The sequence below is a fragment of the Desulfobaculum sp. SPO524 genome (assembly GCF_044987625.1).
GTDB lineage: Bacteria > Desulfobacterota > Desulfovibrionia > Desulfovibrionales > Desulfovibrionaceae > Desulfobaculum.
Genome location: NZ_JBJDSB010000004.1, coordinates 235046 through 250085 on the forward strand (window position 1 = coordinate 235046; position 15040 = coordinate 250085).

The following is a 15040-nucleotide window of genomic DNA, read 5'->3' on the forward strand; positions in this document are numbered from 1 at the left end:
TGTCGCACATTACCTCCTGTTAAAGTGACACACATGCTGTGTGTATCGGATCAGGACAATTCCTGTTGACTCAACTGTAAAACGTGTGGCGCGTATGTCAAGGCTTTTTGAAGTGCGAAATGTGTGTTTTGCAGTGCCGGTGTCGTGGCGCAAGAGTGTTGTGCAGTTCTTGCAGCGTGTTGTGGCATGGTTGTGCAGGCAATGAGTTTTTCCACTTTTTTGGGAGAAAAATGAAAAGCCGCCAGTGCCCGAGATTTTGGGCGCTGGCGGCGTGGTTTTTGGTGGGCGGTTAGTGGCAGCAGTCGCTGGCGTGGTTGTGCGCGTGGTCATGGGCGTGGGTGGCCCGGCTCTGCCGCTTGCTGAGGAGAACCAGCACAACGAGGGCGATGGCGCAGACCATGGTGAAGGGGGTGACGGATTCCACTTCCGCGCGGTTCATCCATGCGGAGATGTCCGTGCCGAGGGCGGCGTAGAGGCGGTTGGTGAGCCAGCCAAGGCCAAGGGCGCACAGGGCGATGGCGCCGATGTAGACCGCCACGGCCTTGCGCCCAAGGATGCGCGCCACAACGGCGATGGTGGCCGTGTTGGTGGCGGGACCCGCCAGTAGGAAGACCAGCGCCGCGCCCGGGGACAGTCCCTTCAGCGCCATGGACGCCGCAATGGGCGTGGAGGAGGTGGCGCAGACGTACAGCGGCACGCCCACAACCATCATGATGACGAGGGAGGCAAATTCGCCGCCGAGGTAGTCTTCAAAGAATCCGGCGGGCACCAGCGCGCCGATGAACCCGGCGGCCAGAACGCCAATGAGCAGCCACATGCCGATGTCAGAGAGCATCTCGCCAAAGGCGTAGCGCAGGGCGTCCTTGAGGCGGGTGAGAAACGGGGGCTTGTGGGCGCTGGCGGAGCCGGTTTCGCAGCATCCGCCGCCGCAACCGCAGGAGGAGGCCATGGGCAGCTCCGCCCCGCGGGAGGCTTCCGGCTCGTCGGGCAGGATGTTTACCAGCAGGCCCGCTACTGTGGCGGTGATGAAGGCGGCTAGCGGGCGCAGAACCGTCATAATGGGATCAAGCAGTGCCCACGTGACGGCGATGGAATCCGCCCCGGTCTCGGGTGTGGAGATAAGAAAAGACGTGGTCGCCCCGCGGCTGGCGCCCTGTTTGCGCAGGCCGGCCGCCGTGGGGATGACGCCGCAGGAGCACAGCGGCAGGGGAATGCCAAGGAGCGCGGCCTTGAACACGGACCCGGACGACGAGCGCCCAAGATGCCGCGCGACAAAGTCGTCGGGCACCAAGGCCTTGACGAGGGCGGATACAAGAAAGCCGAACAGCACAAAGGGCGCGGCTTCGTTGAGGACAATCCACGTTTCGCTGGCGAATGTGGCGAGAAAATTCATATCGTCTCCTGTATGCCGGGGCCAATGTGGGCGACCCGGCAGGGCGTTGGAGTGTGGCGCGATGTGGCCGGGCCGGGTTAGGTGGCGCTGCGGTCCTCAAGCACGTGGGCAAGGCCCTGTCCCATGAGCAGGCGCACATGGTCGTCATCAAGGGCGTAAAAGACGGATTTGCCGACCTTGCGGTTTCGCACCAGTTTGGCCTGCCGCAGCAGACGCAGCTGGTGGGAGACGGCGGACGAGGACATGGAGAGCAGCGCGGCAATATCGCAGACGCACAGCTCCTCAACGGAAAGGGCATGCAGGATGCGCACGCGCGTTGGGTCGCCAAGCACCTTAAAGATGTCGGCCAGCCCGGTAACGGTGGAGTCGTCCAGCATCCGCTGGCCAACGCGGGCGATGGCGTCGTCGTGTTCGCAGTGCACTTCGCAGGTGGTGGGTGTCATATGGTCTCCTGAATATGTGAGCAGTTGTTCATATGTTTAACTGTTCAATAATGACCACAGCGCGCGCCGTCAACCCCGGCGTGGGGGGATTGGGCGCGGTGGCGAAGAAGTCATTGAAAGCAATGGAGGATTTTTTTGACGGCAACGTGTGGAGTGAGGGGGGAGGGGCGACGCCGCAGGAAAGGGCGACACAGAGGCAGGCGACAAAGTGGCGGGGAGCTGGCATGAGGCGCCAGCCTTGAGGGATGGCGTCGACGGCGAGGGGGCGCATCGCCGGGGCACGGGCAGGTGCTGCGGTGGTTTGTGCGGTGGCGGGCGCAGACTGAACAGGATGCGCGCACTGATACGGAGAAAGGCGAAGGCGGCCGCTATTGCCTGCGGCGGCCTGCCGCCTTACTCCGGCACGCAAAACGGCCCGGCAGAGGCCGGGCCGTGGACAGGGCGTTTAGTTGCCGAGGACGTACATGAAGATGAGCGGCGCGACGATGGTGGCGTCGGAATTGATCATGAAGCGCGGGGTGTCCGGGGCCAGCTTGTGCCAGGTGATTTTTTCGTTTGGCGGCGCGCCGGAGTAGGAGCCGTAGGACGTGGTGGAGTCGCCGATCTGGCAGAAGTAGGCCCAGAAGGGGGTGTCGTCCTCGTAGCAGTCCTGAATCAGCATGGGCACCACACAGATGCTGAAATCGCCGGAGATGCCGCCGCCAATCTGGAAGAAGCCCACCGGGGTGCCTTCCTGCGCCTGCTGGCGGTACCAACAGGCCAGATGCTCCAGCTGCTGGGTGCCGGTCTTGATGGCCCCATGATTGGGGATGACCCCGCGCATGACGTTGGCGCAGTAGACGTTGCCGAGAGTGGAATCCTCCCAGCCCGGAGTGTAGATGGGGATGCCCATCTCCTTGGCGGCCAGCAGCCACGAATGCTCGCGCGGGATATGGAAGTGCTCTTCAAGGCCGGGGGTGTCCAGCACCTCGTAGAGGTATTCGTAGGGGAAGCGCGCCGTGCCCGAGGCGGCGGCTTCGGCCCAGACGTCGTTCAGCTCGTGCTCAATGTGGACCATGATGGTTTCGGGGATGCAGGTATCCGTTACGCGGTTCATGCCCCTGTTGCGCAGGTCTTCCTCCTGCTGCGGCGTCAGGTCCCTGTAGTTGGGCAGGATTTCATAGTCCCGGTTGGAGAGCAGGTTGAAGACGTCTTCCTCAAGGTTCGCGCCGGTGCAGCAGATGCCATGGACCTTGCCCGCGCGGATCATTGCGGCAAGGGATATGCCCAGTTCGGCGGTGCTCATGGCGCCGCCCATGGACAGGAACATCTTTCCCCCACCGTCAAGAAGCTCGCGCCATGCCTTGGCGGCATCCAGCGTCTCGCGGGCGTTGAAGTGTTTGAAGTGCTGTTCCATGAACGAGCTTATGGCCGTCATTCTGCAAGGCTCCTTGGTTAAGGCTGAGGTGGCGCGGGGCGCCGGAAAGATTAGGCGGTTGCGGCGGCTTTTTTGTCCGGCCACAGCTGGGCCGCAAGCATGCCGGTGAGCATCAGCGCGCAGCCGACCATGCCGCGCGGGGTCAGCGTCTCATCAAGGATGAGCCATCCGCCAATGGCGGCGAACAGGGCTTCCATGCTGAGGATAATGGCCGCGTGGGTGGCCGGGGCGTCCTTTTGGGCGATGACCTGCAGGGTAAAGGCGACGCCCACGGGCATAATGCCGCCGTAGACGATGGGCAGCCACCCGGCGCTGAGGCTGGCAACGGTGATGTCCTCAAAGAGAAAGGCGCAGACAAAGCACAAGAGCGACACCACGCTAAATTGTCCAAAGGCGAGGCGCACGCCGTCCAGCTTGGGCGAAAGCCAACTCAGCACATGCACATGGCAGGCCCAGATGACCGCGCCCGCGATGACGAAGGCGTCGCCCGGGGCAAGGGTAAAGTCTTTGGTGACGGAAAGCAGATACAGCCCAATGGCCGCGAAAAAGGTGCCCACAAAGCCGCCGACGCCGGGGCGCTGGCGCAGGATGAGGCCGATGAACGGCACAATGACCACATACAGCCCGGTAATGAATCCGGCCTTGGCCGCCGTGGTGTACATAAGGCCGATTTGTTGCAGTGACACGCCGCCGAACAGCGCCGCACCGGCGATGCAGGGGCCAAGCAGGGCAAAGCGGCGGGAAACGCCGGGACTGATGGCGGCAACGCCGCGCTGGTGATGCCAGATGACCAGCGGCACAAGGGACAGCGCCCCAAGGGCAAAGCGGAAGGCGTTGAAGGTCATGGGGCCGACGTAGTCCATGCCGGAGCGCTGGGCAACGAATCCGGACCCCCAAATGGCCGCAGTCAAAAGAAGAAGTATGTTCGCGCGGAGAGTTCGTGTGTGCATAGCCGTAACGCAATATCGCGCTTTGTGATCAAGCGCAATGGATAGCGTGCGGCGCATGTCAGCCGTGTGGCGTGGGAGATGAAGAGGGCCTGCGTGCCCCATGCGTTGCGGTGGCGCCCGTTGCGGCGTGATGCGCCCGTGCCCCGCAGTGGTGCGGGGAAAGAGGGGGCCGCGAAGGCGGCGGCGCATGCGGGGGCGGGGTGCTACAGGGCCGGGGCCTCCTCGGGGCTGGAATCGCCGCATGCGGCGCGCTGCTGTTCATGGTCAATGCCGCACAGCGCGTCCACCAGAACGTTCAGCAGTGACGTGGACATGGCAATGGTGAGTGCACCGTCGGAGAGGGTGCATTCTTCGCCAGTGTGCCCAATACGGTAGGCCCGGCGCAACCGGCAGGATTCGTTGATGGAGGTGATGGCGATGGCGTGGTCGCCGCATGCTGCGCGGTAGAGGTGCTGGCGGGTCAGGGTGACGGCGTCGTCCTCAAAAAACGAAGTGGCGGCGTACTGGATGCCGGGGAAGGTGATGGCCGGGCCGGTGTCGCTTTCCAGCGTGATGGTGGGCCGGGCCGTGGGCCTGCCGGATGCGGCGTGTGTGGTTTTGCCCTTCATGTGTGCCTCCTTTTAGGTTGGCAGCTTGAGCTGCACTGGTCCTTTGTGGCGGTTTTCGCGCTCGTAGGCGTCATCCACAAGGGTGATGAAGTATTCGGTCATGGTCGTGTCGTAAACGGCGGCAAGGATGCGCAGTTTTTTGTGTGTTTCTGCCGGTATGCGGAGGGTGAGTTGTTTTCTGTCGCCAGCCGCCATGCACTGTGCTCCTGCGCCGCCTGCGTGAAGAGGCGAACATGCTGAGGGTGGATAACAAGACAAGATTAGCATCAAGTATGCACTGGTGCAAAGAGAAAGCGCGGCTTTCTTGACAGCTGCGCCGTCTTGTATGGCATGCAGAGGCGGGGGCGGACTGCGGCGCGCCGCGCGTGACCGGCCAAGGGAATGGCGCGGAGTTGTGCGCTAACCGTGAGGGCGGCGGAATCCTCTAGCAGTTTTGTCGGAATAACGTCCCGAAAGGCCTGAAAACTGTTGGCGCGCGGCAAACGTTGACTTTCGGGCCTAATACACACATTGTGGATAAAATACCGCTGGTGGAACCAGCACCCTGCACGATACATCCGGGAGAGTTCATGGCCCAAGCACCTGTCCAGCAGGAGCCGTTGTTGCGACGCCTCGCCCCCATTGCGTGGCATTTTCTGCGCGTGTTTTTGCCGCTGGCCGTTATTCTGACGGCTGGCTCCATCCTCTTGTATATCAAGGACGCCGAGCGCATTACCGAGTCCCTCAAGGCCATGGAGGAAAACCGTATGGCCATGGAGCGCGTGGACGTGGTGCGCGACCTGCGCGATGTGGTGTCCGACCTTGTGTTTCTGCGCGGGGTGTTTGCCACGGTTAAGAAGGACGCCCTGCCCGTCATCTTTTCCGAAAATCATGACGAAAGCGATACGTCCTCCCTGCATGCCATGCTCAAGAGCTTTGCCGTGGTGCGCGGGCGGTATGATCAGATTCGCTTTTTGGATATCAACGGGGACGAACGTCTGCGCGTGCAGTACGACATGGGCGCGGCGCACATCGTCCCCGAGGCGCAGCTACAAAGTAAGGGCGAGCGGTACTACTTTAAACACGCGGTACCCCTTCGCCGCAACGAGCTGTTCGTTTCGCCCTTTGACCTCAACGTGGAGCAGGGCACCTTGGAACTGCCGTACAAGCCCATGCTCCGCATTGTGACCCCGGTGCATAATGCCGAGGGCGCGCGCCTTGGATTTTTGGTGTTGAATTTTGAGGGGCGGCGGATGCTCAACGAGTTGAAGCGCCAGCACGTGAATTCTCCCGGCGATTTGATGATGCTCAATGCGCAGGGGTACTGGATGCTTGCCCCGTCGCCCAGCAAGGAATGGGGCTTTATGTTCGAGAACAAGCGCTCCATGACCTTCGCCAAGGAATATCCGGCACTGTGGGAACGTCTGTTGACCGGGAGCGAGGTGGGACAGTTCCACACCCACAGCGGCATTACGAGTTATGGCATCATCCATCCGCTCTCCGTGGTGGAGCAGGAGGCCCGCCGCGTTATGCGCACCGCACGGGTGCGGGCGCTGGGCGTGGGAGATGTCCCCTATCGCTGGACCATTATTTCGCACATTACGCCGCAGACTCTGCACAAGGAGCAGGCGTCCTCACGGCGGCTGTACGGGATGATGTATGGCGTGCTGATGCTGCTGGTGTTCGGTGGATCGTGGATTGTGGCGCGGGCAACGCGCCTGAGCGCCCTTGCCAATACCAAACTTTCGGCCATCAACCGCGACCTGAATAACGCCGTGGAGCGCCTTGAGCGGCGCAACCGGGCCACGGTGCGCATTAATACCATGGTGGACTTTCTGCAGGCCTGCCGGACGGAGAAGGAAATCTACCGTATTGTGGCCTCCAACGCCTCCAGCCTGCTTCCCGGCACGGCGGGGTCTTTGAATATCTATGACGATGAATCCAGCTTGCTGGAGTGTGTGGCGTCGTGGGGCGGGGACCAGTGCAGCCGTCCGCTCTTCTCGCGCGAGGGGTGCTGGGCGCTTCGGCGCGGGCAGGTGCATGTGGTGGAGCGTCCGGGTGAAGGCCCGGTGTGTCCGCACTTTGCCAACGAGCCGGAGACGGGATTCATCTGTGTGCCCCTCATTGCCCACGGCAAGGTCACTGGTCTGCTGACCTCGCGCTTTGCCTTTGACACCACCTCCATGGAGCCGGAGCGCCTGCACCGTTACGCCACGGGCATGGAGCAGCACCTTGTGGCTATTTCCGAACACGTGGCGCTGACCCTCTCCAACCTGCGCCTGCGCGAATCCCTGCGCGAGCAGTCCATTCGCGACCAGCTCACCGGTCTGTACAACCGCCGGCACATGGAAGAATCCCTTGCCCGCGAGTTCAGCCGTGCCCAGCGCCATGAGCAGCCGCTGAGCGTTATTATGCTGGACGTGGACCACTTTAAGAATTTCAACGACACCTACGGGCATGAACTGGGCGACGAGGTGTTGCGCAAACTCGGCGAAACCCTGCGCCTGTTCAGCCGCCATGAGGACATTGCCTGCCGCTTTGGCGGGGAGGAGTTTGTGCTCATCCTGCCCGGCGCCGCTGCCGATGATGCCCGCCGCCGCGCCGAGGAATTGCGCACGACCGTGGCCGAACGTATGGCCGTGCGCCATGGCGAGGAAAAGCTCACCGTGACTATCTCTCTTGGCGTCAGCGAGTATCCCGCCTACGCCACAAGTACGGAAACGCTTATCGCCACATCGGACGCGGCGCTGTATGCGGCCAAGGAGGGTGGACGGAATCAGGTGCAGCTGGCCAAGCCCGTCACCGCCGTGGCCAATGGCGAAGGCGGGCGCACGCAGCGCGCCGCGCAGGACGGCGCAGCGCCGGATTCCGGCGACAACGCGGACCGCACGCCGCCGGACAGCGCAGCCTCTGAGGACATGAGTAAAGAGGATTCGAAGGAAGGGAATGACGCGCCGGAGGGCGAACGCGGTGAGTCCTAAACGCGTTGCCACGCGCGGAATAAAGTAACAAAACGGGCCGGATGCCATGGCATCCGGCCCGTTTTGTTATGCGTTAGGGGGCTGGACTATTCTTCGCCCGCCGGGGTCTGCAGGACGCGCGTTCCGGCCGGGACGTCGCGGGTGAGCCAGACATTACCACCAATGACCGCGTCCTTGCCTATGGTGACGCGGCCAAGAATGGTGGCGCCGGAGTAGACCACAACACCATCCTCCACCACGGGGTGACGGGGGATGCCCTTGATGAGCTTGCCGTCGTCGCCCTTGGGGAAGCTCTTCGCGCCGAGGGTAACGCCCTGATACAGGCGCACCTTGCGGCCGATGACACAGGTTTCGCCAATGACGGTGCCGGTGCCATGGTCGATGAAGAAATGCTCGCCAATGGTTGCGCCGGGATGGATGTCTATACCGGTGGCGGAGTGCGCCATTTCCGTGATGATGCGCGGAATGAGCGGCACGCCCAACGTGTGCAGCCGGTTGGCAATGCGGTAGTTGGTGACGGCGAGGATGCTGGGGTAGCAGAAAATCGTCTCGCCGGGGCCAACGGCTGCGGGGTCGCCCTCGTAGGCGGCCATGACGTCCGTCACCAGCAGGCGGCGCAGTTCGGGCAGGGATTCGATGAACGCTCGACAGGTCTCCTCGGCTTCATCCTCGCACTTGGTACAGTCGCGGTTCTCCGCCACACAGACAAAACACTTGCCACGGTTAATCTGGTCCGTGAGCAGGCGGCGGATTTTATCGAGGTTGGTGCCGATGTGATAGCGCATGCTCTCGGCTTCCACTTCGGAGTGGCCGAAGTAGCCGGGAAACAGCACGGCGCGCAGCCGACTCACGACCTCGGTGAGAACCTCCACCGAGGGCATGGGCGCGTGCCGTTTGGGGCTGTGGTAGACGGATTCGTAGGAACCCGGCTCGCACAGTCTGTCGATGACGTCGTCCATGAAACCCATGTGATTCCTCTCTTTAGCCCTGCTGTTCATCCTGAGTGAACAGGGGCGTGCTCAGATACCGTTCGCCGGTATCGGGGATGATTGTGACGATGAGCTTTCCTGCGTTTTCGGGGCGTTTTGCCTGCTCCACGGCGGCGTGCACTGCCGCACCGGCGGAGATGCCGCACATGATGCCCTCTTCGCGCATCAGGCGGCGCGCCATGGCGAGGGCGTCGTCCGTGGGGACGGGCGTCACCTCGTCCACAAGGCTCACGTCAAGGTTCTTGGGGATGAAGCCCGCGCCAATGCCCTGAATCCCGTGCGGACCGGATGCTCCGCCTGAGATAACCGGGGATTCGGCAGGCTCCACTGCCACGATTTTTACGCCGGGCTTTTCGCCCTTCAGCGTTTTGGCAACGCCGCTGAGGGTGCCGCCGGTGCCGACCCCGGCAACAAAGATATCCACGCCGCCGTCCGTGTCGTCCCATATTTCATGGGCGGTGGTGCAGGAGTGGATGGCCGGGTTGGCCGGATTGTCAAACTGCAGCGGCATGAACGCGCCGGGCGTTTCGTCCACAATGCGCCGGGCAGTGGCGATGGAGCCGGACATTCCCTCCGCAGCCGGAGTCAGGCGGATTTCCGCGCCAAATCCGGCAAGCAGCTTGCGCCGCTCTATGCTCATGCTTTCGGGCATGGTCAGAATAAGGCGGTAGCCGCGTACGGCGCACATCAGGGCAAGGCCGATGCCGGTGTTGCCGCTGGTGGGTTCTACCACCGTTGCGCCGGGCTTCAAGATGCCCTGCTGCTCGGCGGTGAGAAGCATGTTCACCCCTACGCGGTCTTTGACGGAGCCGCAGGGGTTGAAAAATTCCAATTTGGCGGCAACGGTTGCGGTGCAGCCTTGTGTCACTGCATTCAGGTACACCAGAGGCGTCTTGCCTACAAGTTCCGTCATATCCCTAGCAATGTTCATGGCCGGATGTGTCCTTTGGTCGGCTGTTGCGGGGGCCGGGGTGCGGCCTCCGAAAGACGGTATTGTCCGGGATGGAAAGAAGGCCCGGAAACGCCGCGGCGCGTCCGGGCCGGAAGGTCATATCAACAGGTACAGGGCGGCAGCTCGGAGTCGTCGCCGCGGAAGGGGCTGATTTCGCGAAGGCGCGTGATGATGGCGGGCATTTCCTTGACCACAAGGTCCACATCTTCCTGCGTGGTGTAGCGCGACAGGGAGAAGCGGATGGACCCGTGGGCAAAGGTGAAGGGCACGCCCATGGCGCGCAGCACGTGCGACGGCTCAAGGCTGCCGGACGTGCAGGCCGAGCCGGAGCTGGCGCAGATGTGCAGGCGGTCCATAAGCAGCAGAATGGCCTCGCCCTCAACGTACTTGAAGGAGATATTGGTGGTGTTGGGCAGGCGGTTATCCGGGTCGCCGTTGATGCGGGCGTCGTCTATGGCGGCCAGTAGGCCCTTTTCGAGGCTGTCACGCAGGGCTTTCACCGTGGTGTTTTCTTCCTCGATGTGCTGGGTGGCCAGTTCCACGGCCTTGCCAAGGGCGATGATGCCGGCGGTGTTTTCCGTACCGGCGCGGCGGCCGCGTTCCTGATGCCCGCCCAGCATAAAGGGGCGGAAGGGCGTGCCGCGGCGCACGAACAGCGCGCCAATGCCCTTGGGCGCGTGCAGCTTGTGGCCGGAGAGCACCAAAAAGTCCACGGGCAGGGTCTTCAGGTCAATCTCAACTTTGCCCACGGCCTGCACGGCGTCGGTATGCATGAGCGCGCCATGCTCCTTCACGATGCGGGCAATCTCCGGGATGGGGAAGATGTTCCCCACTTCGTTATTGGCGTACATCACGGAGACGAGGGCCGTGTCCGGGCGCAGGCTGGCCCTCAGTTCCTCAAGGTCCAGATTGCCCTTTTCGTCCACGCCCAGGTAGGTGACGTCGTAGCCTTTCTTTTCCAGCTTTTGCACCACATTGAGCACGGCGGGGTGCTCCACCTTGGTGGTGATGATGTGGCGCTTGTCCGGCTGGGCGGCAAGGGCGGAGTGGATGGCGGTATTGTCGCCTTCCGTTCCGCATGCGGTGAAGATGATTTCTCCCGGCTCGCAGCCAAGGCCTGTGGCCACGCGCTGGCGGGCTTCATCGAGCTTGGCGCCAACCTGTCCGCCAAAGGTGTGCATGGAGGACGGGTTGCCGTACAGCTCGGAGAAATAGGGCATCATCTCGTCAAGGACTTCCGGCGCGACCTGCGTGGTGGCGTTGTTGTCGAGGTAGATGGCGCGCTGGCTCATGCGGAGACCTCCTTGACCACGATTTCAGGATCAACCTGATCGCGGAGGGTTTTCTGGACGAAGTCCGTCAGCGTCAGCTGGCTGGATGGGCAGTTGGTGCAGGAGCCGCGCAGGGCCACCTGAACCACGGTGCCGGTGATGTCCACAAGTTCTATATCGCCGCCGTCCTGTTGCAGGCGGGGGCGGATTTCTTCGTCAACGGCCTTCATGACCAGCTGCATGCGCTGGATGTTGCTGAGGGGCTTTGCGTCCTCAGTGGCGGCAGGGGCGGGTGCCTTTTCGCCGCGCACTTCGTGCAGCAGTTCTTCCAGCTGGGGGACACAGTCGCCGCAGCCGCCACCGGCCTTGGTGAAGTTGGTGATTTCTTCAACGGTTTTGAGGTCGTTTTCGCGGATGGCGCGGCGGATGGCTTCGTCCGTAACGCCGAAGCAGTGGCAGACCAGCTCGCCTTCCAGCTCGACCTTTTCGACCTTTTCGCCGCGGAAGTTCTTAATGGCGGCTTCCAGCGCTTCTTGCCCCATGACGGAGCAGTGCATCTTTTCCTTCGGCAGGCCGCCAAGGAATTCCGCGATGTCCTTATTTGTGATGGACTGTGCCTCGTCCACGGTCTTGCCCTTGAGCAGTTCCGTGAGGGCGGAGCTGGAGGCAATGGCGCTGGCGCAGCCAAATGTCTGGAACGTGGCGTCCGTGATGACGCCGTTGTCGTCAATCTTGAGGAAGAGCTTGAGCGCGTCGCCGCAGGCAAGGCTGCCTACCTCGCCGATGGCGTTGGCGTCCTCAAGGGCACCGACGTTCTTCGGCTCCAGAAAAAATTCCTTCACTTTATCGGTATATTCCCACATGGGATTGCCTCCTGGCGTTTCGCCCGGCCGGTTTATTCCTCTCCGGGCTGAAGCATTGTTGAGAGTATAAGTCCGAATTCTTCCAGAGGGAAGTGATGCATGTCAAATTTTCAGAAATTGGTTCCGCAGTGCCCGTCATGACCGGGAATGTACCTGTTTTGAGCGCGCTGCGCACGTGTCTTTGGCGCAGCGGAGGTGCGTTTGGGTTGTGGTCAGCATGGCCTTGACGGAAAAGACGTCGATGATGCGCTGTCTCGCGGCGTGCCCGAGGCGGCGGCGTTCATCACGAGGCAGGCTGAGCAGGGCGTGGATGGCGGCGGCGATGGCCGTTGGGTTTTCGGGGGGAACCACCCGTCCGGCTTCCCCGACAACATGTGCGGCGTCGCCAACGTCGGTCACCACACAGGGAACGCCGCAGGCCATGGCTTCACCCACAACATTGGGAAAGCCTTCACCCCACGCCGAGGTGAGGCACAGCACATCAAGGGCGGGGTAGAGGCGCGGCATGTCGCGCTCTGGCCCGTGCCAGATGATGTGCTGCGTGAGACCGAGTGCGGCGGCCTGCTCCGTCAGCCGTGTGCGCAGGGCGTTGTCTCCGTCCCCGACGATGACCACACGCAGATTGGGTACGTTAGGGACGAGCTTTGCCGCAGCGCGGAGGAACGTGGCGTGGTCCTTCATAGGGTCGATGCGTCCGACAAGGGCGATGACCGGGGCGTCATTGTCGGCCTTCCATGCATGGCGGCGCTGGGCGATTTCTTGTGGGGAGGATGCCTTTGGGGAGAATGCGTCAGTATCTATGCCGTTTGGAACAACGCACAGTGCGCCTGCGGGCATGCCCCGCTGGCGGGCCACAGCGGCCCCGGCATGGGAGTTGGCGATGATGCAGGAGGCAAAACGGGAAAGGCGCGCTTCAATGAAGTGGGAGGCCGCGTGCATCCAGTCGTATTGGGACAAATCCATGTCAGAGGCTCGTATCCCCCACACTCGGCACGAGACGGGACAGAACACGCTAAGGATATTGGGCGGTGTCATGAAGCTGTACAGCACGTCCGGGGCGAAGCCGCGGACCGCGCTGCGAAGGCGTATGAGGAAGCCGAACAGGTCCCAGCGCCCGGTCTTGCCTAGTGGCAGGAGGGAGACGCCGCGCAGGTCTTCTTCAAACCCCCCGCCCGAGTAAAAAACCGCAATGCCCACATCATGCCCAAGTGCGGCAAGGCCGTTGGCAAGGCACATGATTTGGCGCTCCGCGCCGCCAGTTTCCAGTGAACGGGCAAGGAAAAGGATGCGCATCACGTCCCCCGCTCCCACGCATCAAGCCACGCCTGAAACATGAGCACGTCCCAGAGGTAGTAGTACCAGTTGGATTCCCCGTCGCGGTACTCGGTCCACATGCGGCGGACCGTGGCCACATCAAGGTAGCCGTCCTGCCGCAGGCGGTTTTCGTCAAGCAGGCTTTCGCACCAGTCGCGCAGGTCCGTGCGCAGCCAGTGTTCGATGGGCACGGCAAAGCCCATCTTGGGGCGCTCCACAAGGCGCGATGGAACATAACGGTGCAGGACGCGGCGCAGGACGTGCTTTCCGGCGCCGCCTTGAATCTTGTGCGCTGTGGGCAGGCGCGCGGCAAATTCTGCGACCCGGTGATCAAGGATGGGAACCCGCGCTTCAAGGGCGACGGCCATGGAGGCGCGGTCCACTTTGGTCAGGATGTCGTCATGGAGGTAGCCTTCAATGTCCGTCAGGCTCATGGCCCGCCACAGGTCGTCGTCCGCCGGCGGTGTTGGGGGCTGTGGTTCCGTGCCGCCAAGGACAAGGCGGTCTGGATGTTTGAAGTGCGACACAAGAAACCGGTACAGCGCGGCATGGTTTGGCGAGGCCAGTCCGTCCAGCCGCCAGCGCAGGCGCTGGCCGCGCGGCCCGAGGACGTTCCACGCACGAGGCGGAAGCAGGCGCGCTAGCGACGGCAGCGCAGCGCGGACGGGGCGCGGTATCGTGCGAAGAATGGACCACAAACGGTGGGTCCAGAAGTAGCGGGAATAGCCGTTAAAGAGTTCGTCGCCGCCGTCGCCGGAGAGGCACACCGTCACATGCTGTCGCGCCATGCGGTTTACGAGGAGGGTGGGCAGTTGCGAGGAGTCCGCAAAGGGCTCGTCCCAATGCCGGGGGAGTTCCGGTATGGCACGGAGCATGTCCTGTGGCGTGAGAATGGCCTCGGTATGGGCGGTGCCGAGGTGGCGGGCGATGGCTGCGGCGTAGGGCGCTTCGTTGTAGGCGGCCTCTGAAAAGCCGATGGAAAAGGTTTGCACCGGGGTGGAACTGGCCTTTTGCATCAGTGCGGCCACGGTAGAGGAGTCGATGCCGCCCGACAAAAACGCCCCAAGGGGGACATCCGAGAGGAGGCGGCAGGATACGGCATTGGAAAGCAGCGCGTCCAGTTCGTCCTCGGCGTCATCAAGGCTGCCGGAAAAGGGATTCTGCGCCCCGTGTTGCCAGATGCGGCGCGCGCTCCAGTAGGTGGTTTCCTGCGGTGGTGCCTCGGGAGCACGGAAGGTGAGGATGGTGCCGGGGCGCTGTTTGGCGATGCCTTCGTAGACGGTATATGGGGCCGGGATGGCATTGTGGCGGAAGTAGAGCGTCAGCGCGTTGCGGTCCATGGGTGCGGCGCAATCCGGGTGCGCGCGCAGGGCCGCAAGCTGGGAGCCGAAAAGTAGAGTATGCCCCGCCAGCCCATAGACAACGGGCTTGATGCCCAGCCTGTCGCGGACCAACGAGAGGGTGTGCGTCTGCGTATCCCACAGGGCAAAGGCGAACATGCCGACGAACCGGGGGACAGCGGCTTCCATCCCCCAATGCTCAATGGCGGCGAGGATTGTTTCGGTATCCGAGGTGCCCTTGAAGGCTGGGGCGTGGCTACCGAGTTCTGCGCGCAGGTCAAGGTGGTTGTACACTTCGCCATTGTAGGTGATGACGTAGCGTCCTGTCGCCGAGTGCATGGGCTGGGCCCCACGCGGCGACAGGTCGAGGATGGACAGCCTGCGGTGGGCGAGGGCGATTCCGCTGTCATCGGGGCACCAGAACCCCTCGGCGTCCGGCCCCCGGTGGGCAAGGGCGTCCGCCATGCGTTTGGCGGCGGCGCGCCGTGTGGTCTGGGGGGCTGGCGCTGTGGTCCAAAATCCTGCAATGCCGCACATGGG

General features: G+C 62.8%; 13 protein-coding genes. 1 reads left to right on the forward strand and 12 read right to left on the reverse strand.

Annotation, left to right across the window (positions count from 1 at the left end):
- Nucleotides 1-289 precede the first annotated feature (289 nt).
- From ACI3L3_RS14095 to ACI3L3_RS14120, 6 genes are all read right to left on the reverse strand, one after another.
- On the reverse strand, nt 290-1393 hold the full coding sequence (locus tag ACI3L3_RS14095; protein WP_404845777.1) for an SO_0444 family Cu/Zn efflux transporter: 1104 nt from the start codon (nt 1391-1393) through the stop codon (nt 290-292).
- A gap of 77 nt (nt 1394-1470) precedes the next feature.
- A complete protein-coding gene (locus ACI3L3_RS14100; protein WP_404845778.1) occupies nt 1471-1836 on the reverse strand; it encodes an ArsR/SmtB family transcription factor in 366 nt (121 codons plus the stop codon).
- Between the two features lie 445 nt (nt 1837-2281).
- Entirely contained in the window at nt 2282-3253 is a 972-nt protein-coding gene (locus ACI3L3_RS14105) for a deoxyhypusine synthase family protein (protein WP_404845779.1), read from the reverse strand.
- A gap of 50 nt (nt 3254-3303) precedes the next feature.
- Nucleotides 3304-4203, reverse strand: coding sequence for a DMT family transporter (locus ACI3L3_RS14110; protein ID WP_404845780.1), 900 nt, complete (start codon nt 4201-4203; stop codon nt 3304-3306).
- A 203-nt stretch (nt 4204-4406) separates the two neighbouring features.
- A complete protein-coding gene (locus ACI3L3_RS14115; protein ID WP_404845781.1) occupies nt 4407-4811 on the reverse strand; it encodes a hypothetical protein in 405 nt (134 codons plus the stop codon).
- A gap of 12 nt (nt 4812-4823) precedes the next feature.
- Nucleotides 4824-5006 (reverse strand): hypothetical protein, encoded by a 183-nt coding sequence (locus ACI3L3_RS14120; protein ID WP_404845782.1) that lies wholly within the window; start codon nt 5004-5006, stop codon nt 4824-4826.
- Nucleotides 5007-5380: 374 nt separating this feature from the next.
- On the opposite strand from ACI3L3_RS14120, the gene ACI3L3_RS14125 reads away from it, so the two are divergent.
- Nucleotides 5381-7771 carry a diguanylate cyclase gene (locus tag ACI3L3_RS14125; protein WP_404845783.1) on the forward strand — a complete coding sequence of 797 codons (2391 nt, stop codon included), beginning with the start codon at nt 5381-5383 and terminating at the stop codon, nt 7769-7771.
- An 86-nt stretch (nt 7772-7857) separates the two neighbouring features.
- Here ACI3L3_RS14125 and ACI3L3_RS14130 read toward each other — a convergent pair whose 3' ends face one another.
- From ACI3L3_RS14130 to asnB, 6 genes are all read right to left on the reverse strand, one after another.
- On the reverse strand, nt 7858-8739 hold the full coding sequence (locus ACI3L3_RS14130) for a serine O-acetyltransferase (protein WP_404845784.1): 882 nt from the start codon (nt 8737-8739) through the stop codon (nt 7858-7860).
- A gap of 13 nt (nt 8740-8752) precedes the next feature.
- Entirely contained in the window at nt 8753-9691 is a 939-nt protein-coding gene (cysK, locus tag ACI3L3_RS14135; RefSeq protein ID WP_404845785.1) for a cysteine synthase A, read from the reverse strand.
- 122 nt (nt 9692-9813) lie between these two features.
- The gene (gene nifS / locus ACI3L3_RS14140; RefSeq protein WP_404845786.1) at nt 9814-11004 is read right to left on the reverse strand and encodes a cysteine desulfurase NifS; all 1191 of its coding nucleotides are present in this window, start codon (nt 11002-11004) and stop codon (nt 9814-9816) included.
- Nucleotides 11001-11846 carry a Fe-S cluster assembly protein NifU gene (gene nifU / locus ACI3L3_RS14145; protein WP_404845787.1) on the reverse strand — a complete coding sequence of 282 codons (846 nt, stop codon included), beginning with the start codon at nt 11844-11846 and terminating at the stop codon, nt 11001-11003. Before nifU ends, nifS begins: the two co-directional genes overlap by 4 nt.
- 135 nt (nt 11847-11981) lie before the next feature.
- Nucleotides 11982-13139, reverse strand: coding sequence for a glycosyltransferase (locus ACI3L3_RS14150; protein ID WP_404845831.1), 1158 nt, complete (start codon nt 13137-13139; stop codon nt 11982-11984).
- A complete protein-coding gene (gene asnB / locus ACI3L3_RS14155) occupies nt 13139-15037 on the reverse strand; it encodes an asparagine synthase (glutamine-hydrolyzing) (protein ID WP_404845788.1) in 1899 nt (632 codons plus the stop codon). The genes ACI3L3_RS14150 and asnB overlap by 1 nt, the downstream gene beginning before the upstream one ends.
- Nucleotides 15038-15040 lie beyond the last annotated feature (3 nt).